Annotated in this window: 19 protein-coding genes; 14 read left to right on the top strand and 5 right to left on the bottom strand. The window is 50.6% G+C overall.

All coding sequences use genetic code 11. The features are described from left to right. Both C5O19_RS20165 and C5O19_RS20160 read left to right on the top strand, forming a co-directional pair. The coding region (locus tag C5O19_RS20165; protein WP_133163407.1) for an ATP-binding protein at positions 1–237 on the top strand (237 nt) is incomplete at its 5' end. A gap of 217 nt (positions 238–454) precedes the next feature. Then, positions 455–2,410 (top strand): sialate O-acetylesterase, encoded by a 1,956-nt coding sequence (locus C5O19_RS20160; RefSeq protein ID WP_104715178.1) that lies wholly within the window; start codon positions 455–457, stop codon positions 2,408–2,410. Positions 2,411–2,539: 129 nt separating this feature from the next. On the opposite strand, the gene C5O19_RS20155 is transcribed toward C5O19_RS20160, so the two are convergent. The 3 genes from C5O19_RS20155 to C5O19_RS20145 form a co-directional block, all read right to left on the bottom strand. Next, a complete protein-coding gene (locus C5O19_RS20155) occupies positions 2,540–5,290 on the bottom strand; it encodes a M14 family metallopeptidase (RefSeq protein WP_104715177.1) in 2,751 nt (916 codons plus the stop codon). Positions 5,291–5,558: 268 nt separating this feature from the next. After that, positions 5,559–6,584 carry an aldo/keto reductase gene (locus C5O19_RS20150; protein WP_104715176.1) on the bottom strand — a complete coding sequence of 342 codons (1,026 nt, stop codon included), beginning with the start codon at positions 6,582–6,584 and terminating at the stop codon, positions 5,559–5,561. A gap of 151 nt (positions 6,585–6,735) precedes the next feature. Next, positions 6,736–7,200, bottom strand: a complete 465-nt coding sequence (locus tag C5O19_RS20145) for a MarR family winged helix-turn-helix transcriptional regulator (RefSeq protein ID WP_104715175.1) — start codon at positions 7,198–7,200, stop codon at positions 6,736–6,738. 479 nt (positions 7,201–7,679) lie between these two features. Between C5O19_RS20145 and C5O19_RS20140 the strand changes: the two genes are divergently transcribed. The 11 genes from C5O19_RS20140 to C5O19_RS20090 all read left to right on the top strand — a co-directional run bounded on the left by C5O19_RS20140 (position 7,680) and on the right by C5O19_RS20090 (position 18,328). Further along, positions 7,680–8,642: a TIGR03885 family FMN-dependent LLM class oxidoreductase gene (locus tag C5O19_RS20140; protein ID WP_104715174.1), complete on the top strand. Its 963-nt coding sequence runs from the start codon at positions 7,680–7,682 to the stop codon at positions 8,640–8,642. A 508-nt stretch (positions 8,643–9,150) separates the two neighbouring features. Continuing rightward, positions 9,151–10,269 (top strand): NAD(P)/FAD-dependent oxidoreductase, encoded by a 1,119-nt coding sequence (locus tag C5O19_RS20135; protein WP_104715173.1) that lies wholly within the window; start codon positions 9,151–9,153, stop codon positions 10,267–10,269. After that, complete coding sequence (locus C5O19_RS20130; RefSeq protein WP_104715172.1) at positions 10,250–10,969, top strand: methyltransferase domain-containing protein; 720 nt, start codon at positions 10,250–10,252, stop codon at positions 10,967–10,969. The genes C5O19_RS20135 and C5O19_RS20130 overlap by 20 nt, the downstream gene beginning before the upstream one ends. After that, positions 10,960–12,012: a type III polyketide synthase gene (locus C5O19_RS20125; protein ID WP_104715171.1), complete on the top strand. Its 1,053-nt coding sequence runs from the start codon at positions 10,960–10,962 to the stop codon at positions 12,010–12,012. Before C5O19_RS20130 ends, C5O19_RS20125 begins: the two co-directional genes overlap by 10 nt. A 17-nt stretch (positions 12,013–12,029) precedes the next feature. Further along, complete coding sequence (locus tag C5O19_RS20120) at positions 12,030–12,467, top strand: 3-hydroxyacyl-ACP dehydratase FabZ family protein (protein ID WP_104715170.1); 438 nt, start codon at positions 12,030–12,032, stop codon at positions 12,465–12,467. Continuing rightward, entirely contained in the window at positions 12,460–13,728 is a 1,269-nt protein-coding gene (locus C5O19_RS20115; protein WP_104715169.1) for a beta-ketoacyl-[acyl-carrier-protein] synthase family protein, read from the top strand. Before C5O19_RS20120 ends, C5O19_RS20115 begins: the two co-directional genes overlap by 8 nt. Then, positions 13,725–13,976, top strand: a complete 252-nt coding sequence (locus C5O19_RS20110) for an acyl carrier protein (RefSeq protein WP_102202727.1) — start codon at positions 13,725–13,727, stop codon at positions 13,974–13,976. Before C5O19_RS20115 ends, C5O19_RS20110 begins: the two co-directional genes overlap by 4 nt. Further along, positions 13,969–14,529, top strand: a complete 561-nt coding sequence (locus C5O19_RS20105) for a 4'-phosphopantetheinyl transferase family protein (RefSeq protein WP_104715168.1) — start codon at positions 13,969–13,971, stop codon at positions 14,527–14,529. Before C5O19_RS20110 ends, C5O19_RS20105 begins: the two co-directional genes overlap by 8 nt. Before the next feature lie 79 nt (positions 14,530–14,608). Then, positions 14,609–15,067, top strand: a complete 459-nt coding sequence (locus C5O19_RS20100) for a (2Fe-2S)-binding protein (protein ID WP_104715167.1) — start codon at positions 14,609–14,611, stop codon at positions 15,065–15,067. Between the two features lie 4 nt (positions 15,068–15,071). Beyond that, entirely contained in the window at positions 15,072–17,222 is a 2,151-nt protein-coding gene (locus tag C5O19_RS20095; RefSeq protein WP_104715166.1) for a xanthine dehydrogenase family protein molybdopterin-binding subunit, read from the top strand. Positions 17,223–17,296: 74 nt separating this feature from the next. Beyond that, positions 17,297–18,328: a PDDEXK nuclease domain-containing protein gene (locus C5O19_RS20090; RefSeq protein WP_104715165.1), complete on the top strand. Its 1,032-nt coding sequence runs from the start codon at positions 17,297–17,299 to the stop codon at positions 18,326–18,328. Between the two features lie 18 nt (positions 18,329–18,346). Here the strand turns inward: C5O19_RS20090 and C5O19_RS20085 are convergent, their stop codons facing one another. Together C5O19_RS20085 and C5O19_RS20080 are read right to left on the bottom strand one after the other, a co-directional pair. Continuing rightward, the gene (locus tag C5O19_RS20085; protein ID WP_104715164.1) at positions 18,347–19,108 is read right to left on the bottom strand and encodes a ThuA domain-containing protein; all 762 of its coding nucleotides are present in this window, start codon (positions 19,106–19,108) and stop codon (positions 18,347–18,349) included. Between the two features lie 193 nt (positions 19,109–19,301). Then, on the bottom strand, positions 19,302–19,787 hold the full coding sequence (locus tag C5O19_RS20080) for a hypothetical protein (RefSeq protein ID WP_104715163.1): 486 nt from the start codon (positions 19,785–19,787) through the stop codon (positions 19,302–19,304). A gap of 400 nt (positions 19,788–20,187) precedes the next feature. Between C5O19_RS20080 and C5O19_RS20075 the strand changes: the two genes are divergently transcribed. Then, positions 20,188–23,079: a ligand-binding sensor domain-containing protein gene (locus C5O19_RS20075; RefSeq protein ID WP_104715162.1), complete on the top strand. Its 2,892-nt coding sequence runs from the start codon at positions 20,188–20,190 to the stop codon at positions 23,077–23,079. Positions 23,080–23,155: the final 76 nt, after the last annotated feature.

Raw genomic sequence — 23,155 nt, 5'->3', positions numbered from 1 at the left:
CTTCGCTTTGAAGTGCAGGACACGGGCATTGGCATTCCCGAGGAGTCGTTAAAGCAGATTTTTGAGGAGTACTCCCAGGCTTCACTTGACACGACCCGCAAGTTCAAGGGCACGGGGCTGGGCTTGGCCATTGTGCATTTGCTGCTGAGTCTGCACCAGAGTCAGATTTTTGTGGAAAGTCAGCAGGATCAGGGCTCCCGCTTTTACTTTGACATTGCCTTTCCGAAGGCCGTTTAATCGTATTTGGAAAACGATACTACCATTAATAACCCGGAAGCTTTCGGGTTATTTTTTTATTCCTTAAACGGTTAAATGTCTTTACGCGTACTAATCTTTTCCCATCAAAATCGCATACGTAGTCGTAGAGGTAGTGGAAGCCATGTGAACTTCTTCTATTTTTGAAAACTTGCTTCCAAAGGGAAGAAGCCTATACCATTTACTCGACCATTATTTTATGTCACGGCTGCTTATTGTTCTGCTGTTATGCCTAGCAAACATCGGTTTTAGTCAGGTTCGGCTCAACCGTTTATTCTCCGATCACGTCGTACTTCAACGCCAAAAGCCGATCCCGGTCTGGGGCTGGGCCCAACCCAAAGAAACGGTTAAAGTGACGCTGGCTGGACAAACGCAATCCGTACGGGCGGCGGCTGACGGAAGCTGGAAAGTTCTTTTTAAGCCCCTGCAGGCGGGCGGGCCGCATACGCTGAGTGCCCAGGCCAAATCAGGACGGATCGCGGTCAACGATGTACTGATTGGTGAAGTATGGCTGTGTTCGGGCCAGTCGAATATCGAATGGCCCGTGGCCCAATCCAATCGGTTTGCTGAGGAAAAGATAAACGCTGATTTTCCGCAGATTCGTCATTTCAAGGTTGAACACGAAGTTAGCCTAGAGCCAAAAACGGATCTTACGCAGGGGGAATGGCAAGTTAGCTCTCCCGAAACGGTGGGCGGTTTTACGGCCATTGGCTTTTTCTTTGCCCGTGAGTTATACCAAAAGCTGAAAGTCCCCATTGGTCTGGTTCACTCGTCCTGGGGTGGCTCTCAAATTGAAGGCTGGATCAGCAAAGAAGGCATGGCGGGGAATCCAGAATTTCAGGCTTACGCCCAGCGGTTGCCCAAAACCTGGGAAGAAGCCGATGCCCAACACGATCAGAAGCTAAGAAAACAATTGTTCAAGCGGGAAGGCGTACAACCCAGTCGGGCCGATGAGGAAGCCTATCTCAAGCCTGGTTACGATTTCTCGTCCTGGCATAGTACCGATAATCCCATTGGTCAGTGGGACTGGAAGGGGATCTGGGCGTTTCGGGGGCAGGGCTATATGGCCCGCGTGATTGAGCTGCCTGCCGAGGCCCGTACGCAGGAAACAACGCTGGTGCTTGCGGAAAACGATAGTCCGAACGACATGTATATTAACGGTACACTGGTCTCGAAAGGCGTGTTGAAGGGCGTACGTTCCATCAAAATTCCGGCGGGTACCTGGCAGGAAGGAGCGAACCGCCTCGTTATCAAATTTGGTAATCTGGTCCACCTGCCCTGGTTCGGGCTCGGATTGGAAGGCTCAACCAGCGATTTGTATGTTCAGGTAGGAAATCAGAAAATCAGCCTGTACGACCAATGGAAACTGATGCCTTCGTTTGCCGAACCGCATACCTACGTTCATTTGAGTAACAATGTGGCGACGAGTTTATACAATGCCATGATTGCTCCGCTGGTACCTTTCGGAATGCGGGGAACGCTCTGGTATCAGGGTGAAACCAATGCGGGGCGGGCCTATCAGTATCGGGAAGCTTTTCCTTTGCTGATCACAGACTGGCGGAAAAAATGGCAGGATGAGTTCTCCTTCTATTTCGTCCAGCTTTCCAGTTATGGAGCCGAGCAAAACAGCAATCAGGGTAGTAACTGGGCTGAACTGCGGGAAGCCCAGACGATGACGCTACGGCTGCCGAAAACGGGAATGGCCGTCACGACCGATGTGGGGAATCCCAAAGATATTCACCCAACCAATAAACAGGATGTAGGTCACCGTCTGGCATCAGAGGCTCTGGTGCAGGACTTTAACCAGCCAGCCAACCCCCGTTCGCCGCTGTTTACCAACGTTCAAATGAACGGCAACCAGGCGGTTATTTCCTTCAAATACGCGGATTCAGGTTTAGAGATCCGGGACAAATACGGGTATTTAAAAGGATTTGAAGTGGCCGGCGACGATCACGTATTCTATTACGCCAAAGCCGAAATAAAAGGCAACACGGTGGTCGTCAGCCACCCCAAAGGACAGAAAATCGCGTCGGTTCGCTACGGCTGGGCGGATTCACCGGTGGATGCCAATCTGTATGGTGCAGACGGTTTCCCAGTAAGCCCCTTCCGAACGGATGACTGGCCGGGGGGGACCGTGAAAGCGAAGTTTGAATGAATGGGGGGCGGATTTTAATCCGTTCCGATTCTTAAAGTTGGGTTTTAACCCAATCCAATGCTTAAGCAAAAATCCCGGTCGTTTTATACGACCGGGATTTTTGCTTGATAAAGAGATCCTATGCAATACCTACTTCAAACCATACAACTGATTAAACAGCAGTTTGAAGGTACCCTGAGCCTGAGCCCGGAAGGTAATTTCAGGACCGAAAGCATACAGCGTTCCTTTGCCCACTGGAGCTTCAAAGGCCGTTACGCCGCCCTGAAGGTAGGACTGTCCCCAAGCCCAGCCACTGCGGAGCGGCTTGTTAGAAGCAAACCAGGCGAGTGGTTTTACCGTACCCTTGGCAATAGCATCCGGAGCCAAATTAAATACAGGACTTGAATCAAAGTAGACATCCGAGAGGTTCGACATACCCCAGGTCGCCTGTTGGGTCGAATCCAGATTTACCTGAAGAATACTGCCGGGAATGAAGTATTTCTCGTTCGGTAGGGAACGCTCGGTTCCGCTGGCCGTCATTTCCACCAGTGCATTTTTTACGGGTAAATCCAGGTGATACGCCAAATTGGTACTCGTACCAATCGTAACCACTTTACCACCATTTTCCAGGAATTTCTTGAGTTGCGGAATCGATTTCTCGGGCGTGATCCGACCCAGCGTCGAGCGGTATTCCGCCGGAATCTCGTCGGCTTTGGGTTCCCGCATCATGTAGCCACCGTATTCGCCAGCACCTGACGTCCGTACGGCCGGAATCGCCCGCGTCACGAAGATGATCACGTCATATTTCTTGTTCAGATCACCGCCGTCAATTTCCTGAGCGAAGAGTAACTTCATGGGGAAATGGTACTGCTCCATCATCCAGCGTACCCAGCCCGAAGGCATCGATCCACCGTAGGTATCCCATAAAGCAATTCGCATGGGGGACACTTTCACCAGCGAACCCGTCGGCTTCTTGCTAACCCCCGCTACGTCAAGTCCCAGGTCTTTTACCGACTTGTCCAGCAACTGCTTGGCTTTGGCTGAAGCCGGAACAAAGAAGGTACCCGCTTCTTTACCCGAAATACCCTGTGGCAAACGATACACGTCAACCCCGGCCTGTAACAAATCATTAACGGCGATGAATGAATAGTTCTCCTTCGCACTCAGGGTATAACCCGCCGCCGCCGAAGCTGCCAGCTTACCTGGAGCTTTAACTAACTCACCGTAGGGCAGAGCTTTAAAAGGACCGTCGAATCCATCCAGAATCCGATCAAATTTAATACCCATCTGGAAGGCCAATGTCCAACCCGCTGCATCGTAGGGACGGATCGGAGGGCCACCGGGATACTGGAAATCATTGGGGTGGTCTTGTGGTTCAAACATATCCAGCACGTGCGGACGGAACGACTGAGCCGTCTTCACAATGTATGAACCCGCTGGGTATTTCTTACCCGCAACTGTAAAGTCAGCCGTAGCCTGATGAATCTGAATACCCGTGCGAATCAGAGCATTGACAAACGTTGTAGCGTTTGAAAACCCTTCCTGATCGGCGGGGATAATAAAGCCACGGGGATCGCGAAGCGTTGGGTTTTTGAAAACGTTATCGTAATACTTCATCGGTACGCCGCCTTCCGAACGACCTTCGGAACGACCACCTTCTTTTTTCTGATCGGCCTGATACGCCTGCGTCAGGGCATCTACGCGTTTGGGCAACAGCGACCAGTAGTCCTTACTACCCCGATCGATGGAGTTTTTGCCCATTTTGTAAATGTTGTACAAAAGCTCATCGGCGTGTCGCGAAGCGTAATCCAGTACGGCATAGTTCAACGAAACCGAATAATCAATGGATTGCTTGAAGTGCCATTTTTGCGGCGTAACGGGCAGAGGCGTATTCCCATTCGGAATCAGACGATTGGGTACCAACGGGACTTCCGCTGGTGTTGGGTTACCGATCATTTCCGTCAGCAGACCAATCATGTTGTGGAAGTGCGTCGTTGTCCGCAGACCGCCGTTGTACCAGGTCGAAAACACCGATCCGCCGAGACGCGTAAATCCGGGTTTATCTTCCACGTTCAGCCGGTTAATCATCGAAGCTCCTACGGCGTCGATCCCCGTAATCATCAGCGGATCAAAAACGTAGTTGAAGGGATCACGGTACGGAGGCCCCGCCACGACCGCACCCGCCGGGGCCGTCTGGTGGTGGTTGTACATGATTTGCGGAATCCATTCCACGAACAACTGCCGACCAATGTTCTGCGATTCTTTCATGTTTTGAATGAAGAAATCGCGGTTGTTATCGTGACCTACGTACTTCTGATATAGCCGGGGCAAGCCGCTTTGCGAGCGTTTCTCGGGCATTTTTTCCCGCATATACCAATTGCCCACCAGTTCATGGCCGTCGGGATTGGCGTGCGTGAGGAGGATCACGGTTTTATCCAGAATCCGCATCGTTTCGGGATCTTTCCGATTGACGAGGTTCCAGGCCGTTTCGATGAGTTGCATCGTACCCACGGTTTCCGTTGAGTGAAGTCCGCCATCAATCCAGACCACGGCTTTTCCTTCGTTCGCCAACGCATGAGCCTGCTCTTCGCTGAGACCTTCGGCCCGGGCCATCTTCGTAGAGATTTCCTTATACCGATCCAGTTTTTTCAGGTTTTCCGGCGACGAAACGATCAGCATATACTGATGCCGACCTTCTTCAGTCATTCCAATGTCGACGAGTTTAACCCGATCCGAGGCGGCTAGTTTTTTGAAGTACGCTTCGGTTTGCGTGTAGTTCGACAGGTGGTAGTCATCGCCAATCGTGAAGCCGAAATGCTCTTTGGGCGAAGGAATGGTTTGTGCCTGAGCGAGCGTGACCGCCAGTAAAAATGCACTACCCAGTAAAAATTTACGGATCATAGATGAAAAGGAATGTTGGGAAAAAAGCAATGGGAAAGGAATTCGTCAGCAAACCGTACAAAAGTTCGTTTTTTTACTATTCGCCAAAGAAAGATTGGTTAGAATCCCGTTTTGCCCAAGACAAGATAGGGCTTCAGTAGCGTTAGGCAAGCGAAATACGCCAAACCGCTTTATTGTATCTACTAAATCCCGGTTTTGAGGGGTTGTATCCGGACTTTGAAAAGCAATGATCCGTACCCGCGAACGGATACGGATCGTCCCGGAAGAATCATACGGGCAATGGATTCAGTTGTGGTGATTTTCGCTGGTGCCAGTACGGATACACGGGATATCGATCACTGGCAGCATCGAGTTTCTTGACTTGCTCCGGGGACAAATTCCAACCCACAGACGCCAGGTTTTGCTGGAGTTGTTCGGGCGTACGGGCTCCGATGACGATGTTACAAACGGTGGGTCGCTGTAAGAGCCAGTTTAGAGCAACCTGAGCGACCGATTTTTCGGTTTCAGCGGCTACCTCGTCGAGTACATCGAGCAGATTATATAGAAAATCATCGGGAATGGTTGGTCCTTCACCACCGCCCTGAGCAAGGCGGCTATCGGCGGGGAGGGGATTATCCCGGCGGTACTTACCACCCAGTCGCCCGGCGGATAGCGGACTCCAGACGATGGTGCCAATCTTCTGATCGATACCCAGCGGCATGAGTTCCCACTCAAATTCCCGACTGATCAGGGAATAATGGGCCTGATGAGCCACGTATTTCGACCAGCCGTAGCGTTCCGAAACGGAGAGCGATTTCATTAAATGCCAACCCGAAAAATTGGAACAGGCAATGTACCGAACCTTCCCACTTTCAACGAGATCATTCAACGCGTGCAGCGTTTCCTCTACTGGCGTATGGGCGTCAAAGCCGTGCATGTGGTAAATATCGATATAATCAGTACGCAGCCGACGCAGACTGTCTTCGCAGGCCTTGACTAGATGATACCGCGAGGAGCCGAAGTCGTTCGGGCCATCGCCCATTTTGAACGTGGCTTTCGTAGAAATCAGTGCCTGATGCCGAATACCCGACAAGGCCTGTCCTAGAATTTCCTCGGACATGCCCCGGGAGTAAACGTTAGCCGTATCAAAGAGGGTGACTCCTGCGTCGAGGCAAAGGTTTACCATCCGACTGGCTTCTTCCAGTTGGGTATTACCCCAGGCCTTGAAAAACTCAGTTCCGCCGCCAAACGTAGCCGTACCAAAACTCAGGACGGGGATTTTAAAACCAGTGTTTCCTAAGGTTCTGTATTCCATACAGGTTTTGAATAAGAGGTAGAAAAAAGGACCAGCCCTGACCTTCAAGGTTGAAAGAAAGGGCTGGTAAAGCTGAGAAAATTATCGTACAATGGAATTGTTAAGGGCTTTCAAAGCGGATTTTACTAACAAAAGTCACGGGATACGTTACTCAACGGGAGTAGTTGAGTAATAGCTGCAACGTTTGCCGGAGGTCTTCGTTTTTATCCTTAAATAGATTAAAAAACTGTTCTTCAAAGGCTTCTACGCTCTGAATCGCCTTTTCCAGGGTATCTTTTCCTTTGGGTGTCAGTTCCAGGGCTTTGGCCCGCGTATCCGTCGTATGTTCGGTACGGGATATGAATCCCTTTTTTTCTAACGTTCGAACCACTGTTGAGGTAGTCATCGGATCGATTCGGGTGTGTTCGGAGAGATCAACCTGCGTAACCTGCTCTTTAAACTGATTATTCCAGTAGACGCTGGCCAGTAAAGAGAACTGGCAATGGGTAAGTCCGAAAGGATCCAGGTGGTTTTTCAACTCCCGCTGCCAAAGATTACTGACTTTCCAGAGTAAAAAGCCATTGCTATCTTCAGACATACTGAAGGTATTGATACTCACATGGGTTTCATTTTCCATACGAAGAAAGAATACTAACTGTATACAAATTTGAGATACGTCTACGAGTCGTTCAGACGGAGCCGTAAACGCTGAAAAAGAAAGAGTACGGGAGGACGATTCAAGAATCTTCGTTATGCTACCAGATTCAAGACCGGAAGCCTGCTCCTTCAGAAACGGGCTCGATACAGAAAACTCGCCCAACGTCGCGGAGGGAATGACTCCGGGTTAGGTACTCATGAAGTAGTTTCATAGGATTAGATAAAGAGGTCATTTTAAGACCCGGTTTCAGGCAGCGAACCCTTAGTTGCTACGGAGAGGTCTTAACGAACAAATATCCTTAATGTTAATGGAATAAAGGAAGTGGGGAAGAATGGGAATAACCGTTTTTTAATCCCGTTTTTAGATTTCGATAATTTAGTCTTTCTCTGGGTGGCATAAAACTTTCACCAGAAGGATGCTTTACACGCGTTGTATCACCCACTAATCTGTTTGTATCCATGCTTAAACTAGGCTACCACTGCTCTCACGAACAATTCAAACCCAGTGAACTATTAACGTTTGCTCAACGGGCTGAACAGGCTGGCTTTACTGCCGCTCTGTCTTCTGATCACTTTCATCCCTGGACGACCCGTCAGGGGCAAAGCGGTTTTGCCTGGTCCTGGCTCGGAGCGGCCATGCAGGCTACTTCGCTTAGCTACGGCATAGTGAATGCTCCCGGTCAGCGGTACCACCCGGCCATCATTGCTCAGGCGGCGGCTACGCTGGCGGAGATGTTTCCCGAACGATTCTGGATTTCGGTGGGCTCCGGTCAGGCTCTGAATGAACTCATTACCGGTGACGGCTGGCCCATGAAAGCCGAACGAAATGCCCGTCTGAAAGAATGCGTTGATATTATGCGGGCTTTGTGGGCGGGTGAAACCGTAACGCACAAAGGCTTGGTGACGGTGGAAGAGGCAAAGCTATACAGTCGACCGAAAGTAAACCCGCTCATTTTCGGAGCGGCGATTACGCCGCAAACGGCCCAGTGGATCGGCGGCTGGGCCGATGGGCTGATTACGGTTTCCCAGCCGAAGGCCCAGCTTCAAAAAGTGGTTGATGCGTTCCGGCGGGGTGGGGGTGAAGGCAAGCCCATGCATTTGAAAATTCAGATTTCTTATGCTCGTACGCAACAGGAAGCCAAACAATTGGCCTACGAACAATGGCGAAGTAACGTATTACCCAATACGGTACTTACCGAAATCCGGAATCCTGAACAGTTCGATGCCTTGGGCGATCAGGTGAACCCGGCGGTAGTGGAAGAAATGATTAATATTTCGGCGGATATTCAGCAGCATATCGCCTGGCTGGAAGAGTACCGGTCGCTGGGATTTGAACAACTACTCATTCATAATGTCAACCGCGAACAGGAACTTTTCATCGATACGTTTGGAGAAAAGATAATCCCGCAAGTTCAGGGGTAGTTTCCAGTTTCCAAAGGTATAAACTCGTAAAGGCACCGGGACAGATTGTCCGTAGCCAATGCTACGGACTTTTTTAATTAATAGGCTTTGCCTACTGGGCTGGACGCACCCCCGCATTGCATACGGGGCTATGGCTATTGAACCCCTTTGGGATTGGCGGGTTTGCCAGGGGTAGCTACAACTGGCAAAGTAATGAGAATGGGGTTACATCGTACAAACAAACATTCATTAGTCCATAGCAACCCATTGAAAATCGAAGCCTGCTTAGTATTGGAAGGAATGTACTTGGTTTAAGGAAAACGTATTACCTGTGAACTTTACCGATTCTCGTTAGTCCACCTACTAGCTTACTGCGTATGAAAGTAGCAGCAAAAGCCAGAGTCTGAGCGGTGATCCGTTCGAAGAAGACGAACCGAAGTGCCTTTTTAATTTAGAGATAGTGAAACAATTTTTCCGAAAAGCTCTTTATCGGTATACAACAAGCTCCTAAATCCTCGAAGCCCGTACGATGCCCACACAAACGGATATACTCATTGCTGGCGGGGGCCTGGCCGGACTCACGGCGGGGTTGCATCTGGCTCGGCAGGGGTTTGGGGTGGTTGTGCTTGAAAAGCAGCCGTACCCGCAACATAAGGTGTGCGGAGAATACATTTCCAACGAGGTGCGTCCGTATCTGACTTCGCTGGGAATTGAAGTGGATACGTTGAACCCGGCCCGAATTTCGAAATTTTTACTGACTACGCTGGAAGGAAAGTCCTTACGCAGTGCTCTGCCGTTGGGTGGTTTCGGCGTTAGTCGTTATCGGCTGGACGCCTATCTGTATCAGCAGGCTCGTAAGGCGGGGGTACAAATCGAACAGGCTCACGTACAGCGGATTGACTTTGACGGAAATCGCTTTACCGTCACTACTTCAGAAGACTATCTGTATGAAGCTCCGGTCGTTATTGCGGCGTACGGAAAACGCTCCCGGCTGGATTCGCAAACACCCCTTTCGCCCTGGATGGCCGTGAAGGCTCATTACCGGGTTCCCTTTCCGGATGATCTGGTATCCCTGCATACCTTCCGGGGCGGTTATTGCGGTATATCGCAGGTGGAAGACGAAGTAGTGAATGCTTGTTATCTGGTACAGGCGGAAGTCTTTAAGCCTTATAAAAATCCGGAAACGTTTCAGCAACAGGTGCTTTCGCAAAACCCCTTTCTTCGGGATTTCTTTGAACGAGCCGAGCCGCTTTTTGATAAACCATTAGCAATTAGCCAAATATCATTTGCGTCTAAACCAGCCGTCGAGAATCACGTCTTACGCTGTGGCGATACGGCTGGCCTCATTCATCCCTTGTGTGGAAATGGAATGGCCATGGCGATCCACAGTGCCAAACTGGCGGCGGAAGCCATTACGGCCTTTTTCCATCACGCCGACCGATCGAAGCTCGAAGCGGAGTATACCCGTCAATGGAACCAGAATTTTAGAAACCGACTCACGGCCGGACGTCTTGTACAGTCCCTGTTACAGCGACCCGTACTGACTTCGCTGGTGATGAAATCCGCTCCGCTTTTCGCTGGACTGCTTCCTGCTATCGTCCGGCAAACGCACGGCAAACCCTTTTCGTATGCCCCTGAATACTCGTAATCGCAGCCGTGAACCCGAAGTGATGGATGATTTTTCGCTGGAAGGTGAAGAATTGCGGGATACCCTGGACGAAATCGCTGCCATCAATCGCTGGCTGGGTGGCAACGCGGTTACGCTGAACGGTGTCAAACAGCTACTTCGGGAGGTAGATCCTCAGCAAACAGTGACCATCCTGGATATAGGTTGTGGCAATGGCGATATGTGCCGGGCCGTAGCCGACTGGGGTCGAAAAACGGGCCAGTCTCTACAAATCATCGGGGTGGATGCCAATGCTTTTACCATCGATCACGCTCAGCAGTGTTCGTTGGATTATTCCGAAATTTCCTATGAAGTACTGGATGTGTTTAGCTCTGATTTCCAAGCTCTGAATTATGATGTGGTGTTAGCCACGCTGACCCTCCATCATTTCAGTGACACTGAAATTCGGTATCTGTTGAACCTGTTTAACGCTCAGGCCCGAATCGGTGTAGTAGTGAATGACCTGCATCGCAGTACCTGGGCTTACCGCCTGTTTGAACTCGTCTGCTGGGCGTTCCGACTGCATCCCATGACCCGACAGGACGGACTTATTTCCATCCTGCGGGGCTTTAAAAAATCAGAACTCGAAGCCTTTTCCAAACAGGTTTGCTTTGCTTCGGTTCGTATCACCTGGAAGTGGGCGTTCCGCTACCAATGGATTTTGAAAAACGTATGCCTGTAACCATTACCACGGTAGCCAAAGCCTCCCCGCCGCATTCCAGGGCTACTAAAGAGATTATGCCTTTTCTGGAAACCTGGCTGGCTGGTCAGGAACCTCGTTTTCAGCGAAAAGTCGTAAAAATTTTCGAAAACGCGGCGGTCGATCAGCGGTACTCCATCATGGACCCGGAAGAGGTATTTACCCGTACGTCTTTTGAAGAGAAAAATCTGATTTATCGGCGGGAAGTCGTCAAGCTGGGTGAAACCGTTGTCAGTCAGGCACTGGCTCAGGCGGGTTGGCAGGCAACCGATCTGGACTTTCTCATTACGGTGAGCTGCACGGGCATGATGATTCCGTCGGTAGATGCTTTTTTGATCAATAGCCTTCAGATGCGGCAGGATATTGTACGCCTGCCCGTCACCGAAATGGGTTGTGTGGCGGGGGTATCCGGACTGATTTACGCAAAGAATTTCCTGAAAGCTAATCCTGGCAAACGGGCGGCAGTACTGGCTATCGAAGCTCCAACGGCAACCTTCCAGCTCGATGATTTTTCGATGGCAAACATCGTCAGTGCGGCCATTTTCGGCGACGGTGCGGCCTGCGTACTCGTGTCTTCGCACCCTGACGACACAGGCCCCGAAATCATCGATGAAGAGATGTATCACTTCTACGATGCCATCGACATCATGGGCTTTGACCTGACCAATTCCGGCCTGCAGATGGTACTCGATAAAGCGGTACCCGAAACCATTGCTGCTCATTTCTCGGCCATTGTCGAGCCTTTTCTGGCTAAAAACGGGCTGACGCTCGGTGACGTTTCACACCTGATTTTTCACCCCGGTGGTAAGAAAATCGTGGAGACGGTAGAAGAGCTATTCAGTGCCTGGAATAAAAACCTGGATGATACGAAAGAGGTGTTGCGTCAATTCGGTAATATGTCGAGTGCCACGGTTCTTTACGTGCTCGAACGGTTCCTGCAAAAACAGCCCGAAAAAGGCTCCATTGGGCTGATGCTAAGTTTTGGTCCCGGTTTTACAGCCCAGCGGGTCCTGCTTCGCTGGTAAATTGAAACAATTGATTCATGAAATCCGAGGAAATTCTGGCCCTGCTGCCGTACCAGACGCCTTTTTTATTCGTAGATGCCTTGCAACACGTGGACGAAAACGGCGTGGAAGGGACCTACACGTTCCCGGCTGATTCGTATTTTTATAAGGGTCACTTCAAGGATTTACCCGTGACGCCCGGCGTCATTCTGACCGAAGTGATGGCTCAGATTGGGGTGGTATGCCTGGGTATTTTTTTAGTAGCCTCGGTACAGGGCATTCAAATGGCTCTGTCATCCGTTCAGATTGACTTTTTCATACCCGTGTATCCCGGAGAAACCGTAACCGTTCGTTCAAAGAAAGACTATTTTCGTTTTCATAAATTAAAGTGTCAGGTACAACTGTTCAACAGTGGGGGCGAGTTAGTAGCCCGGGGCAGCATTGCGGGCATGATTAAACCAGAGGCTTATGCGTAAACGCGTCATTATTACGGGTTTGGGGGTCGCTGCTCCCAATGGCGTAGGGATCCCGGCTTTTACGCAGGCCTTGCAGGCGGGGGAGAGCGGCGTCCGCTTTCAACCCCAGCTAGCTGAGTTGAAATTCTCCTGTCAGATCGGCGGTATACCGCCCGTCACCGAGGAACAGAAACAACAGTACTTCAGCGAATTGCAGTTAAAACAGCTCAATAGTAGCGGCATTCTCTACGGTGTCATGGCCGGCGTTGAAGCCTGGCGAAAGGCTGGTTTGCCCGAACAACCGACTGAACCGGACTGGGACAGCGGCATTGTCTTTGGTACGGGGATGTTGGGCGTAGACAAATTTCGGGAAGCCATTTATAAAGTAGATGAAGGGCAGGTACGGCGACTGGGCAGTTCGGTCGTGACGCAAACCATGGCCAGCGGCATCAGTGCCTATTTGGGTGGTATGCTGGGTTGCGGGAATCAGACGACAACCAATTCTTCCGCCTGTGCCACGGGCACGGAAGCCATTCTCTGGGCCTACGACCGCATTGCCAGCGGTCAGGCCCAGCGGATGCTGGCGGGCAGTTGCAACGATCACGGACCCTACATCTGGGGCGGGTTTGACGCCATGCGGGTGATGACTTATCAGCACAATGACTCACCCGAACGCGGCTCCCGACCGCTGAGTGCTACGGCCAGCGGTTTTGTACCCGGCAGTGGAGCGGGTGCTTTAGTACTCGAATCGCTGGAAAGTGCCCTGGCCCGGAATGCGGCGATTTACGGTGAAGTACTCGGCGGCCATGTCAATGCCGGTGGGCAGCGGGGCGGTGGTTCTATGACGGCTCCCAATCCCACGGCCGTACGCCGCTGCATTGAACAGGCATTGGCTCACGCAGGGGTATCTCCGGAAGCCGTGGATTTGATCGATGGCCACTTAACGGCGACAACGAAAGATTCCGCCGAAATTCTGGCCTGGACGCAGGCCTTAGGGCGAGGCGGGGCGGATTTTCCGTACATCAATTCCCTGAAAGGCATGATCGGCCATTGCCTGAGTGCTGCCGGAGCCATTGAAAGTGTAGCGGCGGTGCTCGAACTGAGTGAAGGCTTTATCTATCCGTCCCGGAACAGCGAAGACCTACATCCCGACATTACCGCCTTGATTGATTCCGAAAAAATTCCTCAGCAATCTATTTCAAAAGCTATTCAGGTGATTGCTAAAGCTAATTTTGGCTTTGGTGATGTAAACGCCTGTGTCCTATTCAAAAAATACGTATGAACGAAGCCCAATTGATCGAAAGTCTGAAAGAGATTATTAAACCTTACGTACAGGACGAAGAAGCCTTTGCTCAGCTTTCCCCGGAGTCAAATTTTATTAAAGACCTGAAAATCAATTCGGCTAATCTGGTGGATATTGTGCTGGACGTGGAAGAAGCCTATCAAATTGAAATCGACAACGAATCCATGGAACGCATGCAAACCGTCGGAGCTGCTATGGATATTATCCGGGAAAAAGTCAGTGATTGATCTGGTCGATCTGGCTCAGGCCCGGCGGGACAGTAACTGGCAACGCCGGGGCTTTCTCGATAAGGTTTTTCTGCCGGATGAGCAGCAACGCATTCGTACGGCCTCCGATCCCGACCGCATGGTCTGGACGCTCTGGAGTATGAAGGAAAGTGTGTACAAGCAGCATCCCACCGCTGGGCGTGCCTTCGTGCCTTTGCTGATTCACTGTTTTGAACTGGATAGGGATAGCGGACTGGGACGGGTGAGCTACCAGCAGAGCTGCCTGTACACCCAAACCCAGTATACTCAGCGATACATCCTGACCCTGGCTAGTACGGCCCCGGTATTCGACCGGGCCCGGGTACTTGGCTTGGCCGAATCCTCGTACGCATCTCAGCACGCGGCTCTGCGGCAGGCCATTCGATCGGAAGCGGCCTTGCGTTACGGCGATGGTGCACTCGTCAAGGATGCCGATGGGGCGCCCTACTGGCAACAGACCACAACGGGACTAAACATTCCCCTCGGTATATCTCACCACGGCCATTACGGGGCGTTTGTACTGCCCACTGTCTAACCTTTCATCCCAAAGCGTTCTTCCCCCAAAACAATCCCCTAGTACCAACGTTAGAGCAAGCATACCAGTTTGCGAAACGATGGAAGCTACCCTACACTTACGCGTCAACGGACAGTCGCATCGCCTCACCGTTGACCCGGCTACTCCTTTATTGTACGTCTTACGCAATCACTTACAGCTCAACGGTCCCAAGTACGGTTGCGGGCTTCAGCAATGCGGAGCTTGTATGGTGCTCCTGGATGGGAAAGCTCAACCAAGTTGCCTGATTGCCGTCGAGACGGTACAGAAACAGGAAATCACAACCCTGGAAGGAATCGCTCAGGGCACGCAACTCCATCCGGTCCAGCAGGCTTTCATTGACGAACAGGCCGCCCAGTGCGGGTACTGCCTCAATGGCATGATCCTGTCGGCGGTATCCCTGCTCAACGAAAATCCCAAACCCGACGAAGCCGCGATTCGGGAAGGACTCGAGCGCGTACTCTGCCGTTGCGGCACGCAAAGCCGTATCCTGCGGGCCGTTAAACGAGCCAGTCACTAAGCCTATGCATACGTCACGAAGAGATTTTCTGAAAACGATGGGTACGCTGACGATTGGGTTCACGCTACCGTCCTGGGTACCCGAAGCGGATGAACTGCCGGGCAGCCTGCAACGAGATCCCCGCATTCGGGCCTGGCTGGAGATACTGGAGAATGGTCAGATTCGCGTTTTTACCGGGAAAATGGAACTCGGACAGGGGATTCGCACCGCCGTGGCCCAGGTAGCTGCCGAAGAGCTGAATCTGCCGCTGAGTCAGGTAGAAGTAGTAATGGCCGATACCGACCGTACGCCCGATGAAAGTTACACGGCTGGCAGTGCATCCATCGAAAACAGTGCCATGGCCGTTCGGTACGCAGCAGCGGCAGCTCGGCAAAAACTGCTTGAACTGGCGGCGAAGCAATGGCGGAAGCCGGTAGAGGAACTTCAGTTTGCCGCGGGTACCATTCGATGGAAGAATAAGCAGATTAGCTGGAAGGAACTCCTCAACGGAAAGCAATTACAGGATGAGGTACGAGGGAATGTAGCCCTTAAACCCAAGGAAGAGTATCAACTGGTGGGTAAACCCATGCCGCGTCCCGAAATCAACCGGATGGTACGGGCAGAAACCTGGTTCATTCAGGATTTACGATTGCCCGGCATGGTACACGCCCGCATGGTGCGACCGCCTTCGTATGGGGCCCGCCTTGAAAAACTCGATGAGTCAAACGTACGAAAACAGATTCCGGGGATTCAGAAAGTAGTCGTACAGGGAAGTTTGGTCGGCGTGATCGCTACCGAAGAGTTTCAGGCCATGCAAGCCCAATGGACCTTGCAGGAAAGTGTTCGCTGGACGGACGTACAACCCTTACCGACGGGTACGGCACTCGTTTCTTACCTGAAGTCCCTGCCCGCCCGCATTGAACGCGTGCACGAAAAAGGGCAACCGACCGGACCTACTACGATCAAGGCTCAGTACTTCAAGCCCTATCTGATGCACGGCTCCATTGGCCCTTCGTGTGCCCTAGCCTGGTATCAGAAAGGGACGCTGCGGGTATGGTCGCACAGTCAGGGTGTATTTCCGCTGCGTGAAACGCTGCATCGGTTGCTGAAGCTGCCCCTGGATCGGATTCATGTTATCGGTATGGCGGGTTCGGGTTGTTACGGGCACAACGGAGCCGACGATGTAGCCGCCGAAGCCGCCTGGCTGGCGATGGCGTATCCGGAACATCCGATTCGTCTGCAATGGTCCCGCGATGAAGAACACGCCTGGGAACCTTACGGCAGTGCCATGATTCTGGAAGCCGAAGCTCGCCTGAGTACTACGGGTCGGATTGAGCAGTGGAATTACACCCTCTGGTCGGATACGTATACGGCCCGGCCCGGTGGTGATCCAGCGAATCTGCTCCTGGCCCGTTACCTTGATCCGCCGATCCCTAAAAAACCGGCATCCAGTATTAATGGTGGTACCATTCGTAATTCTGAACCGTACTACCGTATCCCTGACGTAGCCGTGGACGCTCATCAGTTCGAAGGTCCTTTGCGGGTTTCTTCCCTGCGGGCTCTGGGAGCGTTCGGGAATGTCTTTGCCATTGAATCGTTCATGGATGAACTGGCCGAAAAAGCGGAGAAAGACCCCTTTGAGTTTCGAATCATGCACCTGGAAGACGAGCGGGCCATTGCTGTACTGCGTCGTTTACAAGAATTGATTCAAAACGAGCGGATAAAGCCCAAAGAAGGCGTAGGCATTGCGTTTGCCCGCTATAAAAACACGGCGGCCTACTGTGCCGTAGCGGCCCGCGTACGCATCACCGGCGATCAGATTCAGGTCATGAATTTGTGGAGCGTGATTGACGCCGGTGAAGTCATCAACCCGGACGGTCTTAAAAATCAGACGGAAGGTGGACTGATTCAGGCCGCGAGCTGGACGCTGAAAGAACAGGTACAGTTCGATGCCCAGCAGATTACGAGTCGGGATTGGGTTTCGTATCCAATTTTCCGCATGAGTGAAATACCGGAAGTGGAGGTAGTCGTGATCGATCGCCCCCAGGAACCAGTGCTGGGAGCCGGTGAAGCGGTGCAGGGACCCACGGCGGCGGCTCTGGCCAATGCTCTGTATCGGGCTAGTGGCAAACGCGTACGGGACTTGCCTTTAGTACCCGCAAAACTCAAAAGCTGAAAGGGGACCATGCCCTAATTTTTTGATGAATTTTTAGGGATAAAGTACTGATTTTAGGCGTTAATTTTGAACGCATGTCGACACTCCCCAGCAACTACGGTTCTTTACTGGCCGAACTTCGTAATGAAATCAGCAACTCCCGCTTGCGGGCGGTACTAGCTGCCAATGCCGAGTTATTGTACCTGTATTGGCGAATTGGTCATACCATTCTTTCCCAGCAGGAAGCAAAAGGTTGGGGTTCGAAAGTAGTGGATCAACTGGCGGAAGATTTGCGGAGCGCATTTCCGGATATGCAGGGCCTTTCCAAGCGGAATCTGTTGTATATGCGAAAATTTGCCGATCTGTATCCCGATTTTCTAATTGTGCAACCGTCCGTTGCACAATTACCCTGGAGTCATTACGTCATCTTAATGGATAAAGTAAAATCCCGGGAAGAACGGGAATTTTACACGCAGAAAGCCTTGGAAAACGGTTGGTCACGCGATGTATTGAGTATGCAGATCAAATCCAGTCTGTATGAGCGGCAGGGTAAGGCCATCAGTAATTTCGAAGCCCGCTTACCAGCTATTCAGTCGGACTTGGCTCAACAGCTAACCAAAGATCCGTACATCTTCGACTTTCTTACCCTGCGGGAAGATTATCAGGAAAAAGACCTCGAAAACGCCCTGACCGAGCACATTACGAAGTTTTTACTGGAATTGGGAGCTGGTTTTGCCTTTCTGGGGAAACAGTATCACTTGGAAGTAGACGGGCAAGATTTCTATATCGACTTGCTGTTTTACCACGTCAAACTTCGTTGCTATGTTGTCGTCGAACTAAAGACGGGAAAGTTTGTCCCAGAGTTTGCCGGGAAACTGAATTTCTACCTTTCTGTTGTAGACGATCAGCTAAAAAGCGAATTCGATCAGCCCAGCATCGGTCTGTTGATTTGCCAAGAGAAGAATAAAGTGGTGGCAGAATACTCGTTGAAAGACATCAATAAACCCATTGGCATCTCAGCGTACGAACTTACCGAGTCCATTCCCAGCGATCTCAAAGGAACCTTACCCAGTATTGAAGACATCGAGCAGGAATTGTTGAAAAGCCATGCGTCAAACGAGGAATAGGGCAGGAAGAGAAAAGAATCAGCGGGTTTGCGACGCCCACAGGACTGCATTTCTGAAAACTGTAGTGAAAGCCTGATTTTGAAATAAGTCCGGATGGTGACCCATGAAAATATACACGTTACGGGCTTTCATTTTTTCGTTTGACCAGATTACGGGATGATCGCCCATTTTAATCTTCGAGTCAGGTTTATAGCTTGACTCATCCACGGCCGCCAGCACCTTCACGCGGGGACGCGGACTTCGATTGTACGTATACCATTCTTCATGAGCTACCTCAAAGCTCGCCGGTACGCCTTTCATGACCGGATGCAGACCCGTTTCTACCCGAACCGTGGCCGTAGCAAAATCAGGGATGTAGTTCTTATATACAATCCCGCCCATAAACTCCGAAAACCAGGGCCACATTGGGTACCCGTCAAACTCGCCAAGTAAAGTTGCGTGATGAAAGCCAATCCAGCCACCTTTGCCCTTTTCGATGTAGGTGGTAAATGCCTTTTTTGCCGGTTCCGTCCAGCGATAGGGCGGATAGTTGAGTTGAATGATCAGAGCGTGTTGGGCCAGAAAAGCATCCGTAATCGGCTGGGTGTCCTCCAGATAATCAACGCTGAAGGCCTGCTGCGTCGCCAGTTGAGCCAGCCAGGTTTTCGCCGCCGCTACAAAAGGGGCATGTACACCGCCGTCTTTTTCGGCGAGTACCGCTACTCGAAAAAGTTTGGATTGGGCTTGTATCCAATTACTGGAAACGGCGAGAAAGCAGCAAAGCAAAATCAGTTTTTTCATACCGGAGCAGCGGAAGGCTTATGCAACAGGCAAACGTAGGCAAATCACGAACGGAAATATATACATGAGCAGCTAAATCTTTTCAGAATGAGGGAGGATTCAAATTTTTGTAGCCATTAGACTCCCTAAAACAAAAAAGGGTACCACTCGTGAGCGGTACCCATAGGTATGCAAGGGGGGAGTTAGTCTATTCTTAAAGATTCACTTTGGAGCAAGAAGGACGAGCCGTTTGAGCGTAAACCGTTTCCAATGAATGATCTAATAAAACCAGGGACACAAATCCATTTTTAGAATTCCACTGGCACGTGGCTGCCTGAAGGTCGGCGTTGTAAGAACTTTCTTTCGAGCAGGCACCCTGCTGTTTGATTAATTGCTCCTTCAGCGTATCGAATTCACTTTTGTCTTGGATTTTATATTCAATAGACACCAAGTAAAGCTCATTGTTTTTAAAATACCCTTTCACTACGGCGTCCCGGCCTTTCAGGCGAAGCTGGTAGGTAATGCAATCTTCAGAAACGCTTTTATGGAGCGACTGACCCGGTTGAGCCAAAGCTGTTTCCATGGTTTGTTGCGTTATACCGAAGTTAAGTCCCAGGGGTAACGCAGACTTCACGGGAGTTGTAGCCCAACCTAGCGTTGTGAAACTCAGAAGCAGGAGAAGGAGTAAAAAACGTTTCATACAAAGTTTAAGTTAAGGGGTGTTGAGTTAATTGTTTGAAACATCAAAAGACTATTGTCTTTTGATGTTTCAAACATGCTTCTAAAAGAAACCAGGGGGGCTATTCTTTCGATGATTGGTTGCTTTTAGCCGATAAAGTGAACGATAGTAGGGGAGGTAAAAAAAAGAGCGAGTCAGAAAATCAGTAGAATGAGATGAAATGGAAGGCTAGGTGTTCATAAAATGGCAATAAAACCCACTGACATTCGTAGCATTCAGACGAGGAGTTTTATTAATTTTGGAAGTTTAAAGGATGATTTTTCATCATCTCTTGATTGAATAGACGAAACACTAGGAATGCGGAGGCGGAAAGATAGGACCCGATTTGTCTGGAAAGGCTCCGACCCACTTGCCTTAACTTATGAAACATATTTTGTGTCTAGTACTGAGCATAGTCTTCTTCAGTCAGAGTCATGCTCAGCACCAACTGGCTTCGCCCCAAATTATCCATTACAGTACGACCGAATACAAAGCCGGCATGCAAAACTGGGATGTAGCTCAGGATCAGCAGGGGATTATGTACTTTGGTAACAATGAAGGCTTACTCACGTTCAATGGACGTTTCTGGAATACCTATCCGCTGGCTAATCATACGGCAGTTCGGTCTTTGAAGATTGATACTCAGAATCGGATTTACGTAGGAGGCCTCGGAGAAATCGGCTACTTTTTTCCTAATGCGAATGGCGTCCTGACCTATCATTCGCTGATGCCCTTGCTGCATTCAAAAGATCGGAATTTCAGCGATGTCTGGCACATTTGCATCCGTGGCGAGGAAGTGTTTTTTCAGTCGCTTCGACAGATTATGCGTTTGTATAGGGGCAAAATAACGGTGTACAAATCTACCCGTGCCTGGTCTTTTCTGGGGATGGCCCAGGAGCAATTGTACGCTCAAGACCGGGAGAAAGGGCTGTTTCGCTACGAACGCGGAACTTGGGTACTGCAATCATCCGAAGAACCCCTGCAAAAATTGGGGGTTACTTCGCTGCGATCCTACGGAAGGGACACGTTATTAGTAACCACCCTAGAACGAGGCGTCTTTCTTTTGCACGGTCCAAAAATCGAACGGAAGGCTACAGCCCTGGATGCCATTTTCAATTCAGACCGCATCTACTGTTCCGCTCAGGTAGGCCAGGAGACGTACGCCTTTGGAACAACCTCTGCGGGATTGTACCTGATGAATCGGGCTGGAAAAGCTCTCCAAAAGTACACGAGTGCGGAAGGGTTACAAAACTCCAATGTGCGGGCAATCTGGCTGGATCGTAATCAGAACTTGTGGCTGGCACTCGACGACGGCATTGATTTTATTGCCATCAACAGTCCCATTCAATACCTGTACCCCAGTGGCAATAAACATACGACGGGTTATGCTCTCTACAAGCAAGGCCGGACACTGTATGCAGGTACATCGAACGGGTTATTTCGGGCCACGCTCGAAGGTTCTACGCAGGATTTAAGCCGGGCTCAGGGGACCTTTACAGAAATCCCAGCTGCCAAAGGGCAAGTCTGGCGATTAGGTGAACTGCGGGGAAAACTATACATGGGTCACGAAAATGGATTCTTTCAAATCGAACAGGACCAGGTAAAACCCGTCTATCATTTTCCAGGAACCTGGTTGTGGGTACCCTTTTCAGGTACAGACTACCTGGTGGGTACGTACGACGGTTTACGACACCTACGGTATGAAAACGGCTCAGTGAACGGAATTCAGGATTTGAAAGGGTTGAAAGAATCCCTCCGCTTTGTCTACGCCGATAGCGTCCGGCGTACCATTTGGGCTTCCCATCCCAGTCGGGGTGTGTTTCGGATGCAGTGGTCGCCCGGCCAGACAGCGTTGCAACAAATTCGCCTCTATACCCAGCAGGATGGACTTCCGTCGAGTCTGTACAATTATGTGTACGCGGTCAAAAATCGGCTGGTGGTTAGTACCGAACGGGGCATTTATGAATTTAATGAGGCTCAAAATCGCTTTGTGCCTTCCAGCCTGTTTCAGCCCATTTTGGGAAATCTGGCCGTTCAGTATTTGAAAGAGGATGCTCAGGGGAATATCTGGTTTGTGAGTCATAAACGGCTCGGTGTGATTGACTTTCAGCCTCGAAATGGACAGAAATTCCGGATCGTATACTTCCCTGAGTTAACGGATAAACTGGTGGGTGGCTTCGAATCCCTGTACCCCGTCGATCCGCAAAACATCTTCGTCGGTAGTCACAAGGGCTTCATTCACATCAATTACGAGCAGTATCGCACGCAGGTGAGCAAACCGCTCATTCTGCTCAGTGAAATCAAGGCAAGCGGCGACAGTGTTGTCTTCGGGGGCTATTTTGTAGAGCAGGGAAAAGTAAAGGCTACGCAAGATTCCCAGCAACGCCTGCAACTATCGGCGGGCATGAACTCGCTGCATTTTGCCTATGCCTCACCCCTGGAATACGAGACGAATACCACGGAATACAGTTATCGACTGCAGGGGGAAACCGAGGAATGGTCGGCCTGGAGTACGAAAAGCGAGAAGGATTACACCAACTTGCCCTGGGGAGCGTACACCTTTCAGGTCAAAGCCCGGAACAATCAGGGGAACGAGTCGGCGATACTTTCCTATCAATTATACATTGAACCCGCCTGGTACGAAAGCTACTGGAGTTATCTGGTATACGCTTTACTGGCGGCCGGGCTGGTTTATTATCTCTTTCACTGGCAGAAACGCAAGCATCGGTCGGAACAAAAGCAGTTAACGTATCTCCATCAATTGGAACTGGACCGGGCGGAGAAAGAGTTGGTACGCCTGCAGAATGAACAGCTGGAAGCGGATGTCGACTTCAAAAACCGCGAACTGGCGGCGATGACCATGCAACTCGTGCAACGGGGAGAGGTACTCGTCAAAGTGAAAGAAGTGGTATCCACACTGGCGAAAAAACAGGATACGAAAGACAGTGCCGTAAGTTTTAGGCAGGTGCTACGCCTGATTCGGGATGTTGAAAGCAAGGATGCGGATTGGGGACAATTCACCCTTCACTTCAATACCGTTCATGACGATTTCTTCCATTTGTTAAAAGACCGCTACCCGGAACTCACGCCCAATGACCTAAAATTATGTGCGTATCTAAAGATGAATCTGTCTTCCAAAGAGATCGCCCGCTTAATGAATGTAACGGTCAAAGCCATTGAAATTGGCCGCTATCGGCTTCGTAAAAAACTACTGCTGTCCACGGAAGTCAATTTGTATGAATTTCTGGTTGACCTGGCCAAAGAAAGCAAATGAGGCTTGTAGTACGGACCACTGATTACAACACGTACGTTGTGATTTTCCAGAAATAGAGAGGTAGAAAAGCTTTGAA

This window comes from Siphonobacter curvatus (genome assembly GCF_002943425.1).
GTDB lineage: Bacteria > Bacteroidota > Bacteroidia > Cytophagales > Spirosomataceae > Siphonobacter > Siphonobacter curvatus.
Note: the sequence above shows the minus strand (reverse complement) of the source record. Positions and strands in the feature narration are given on the sequence as shown.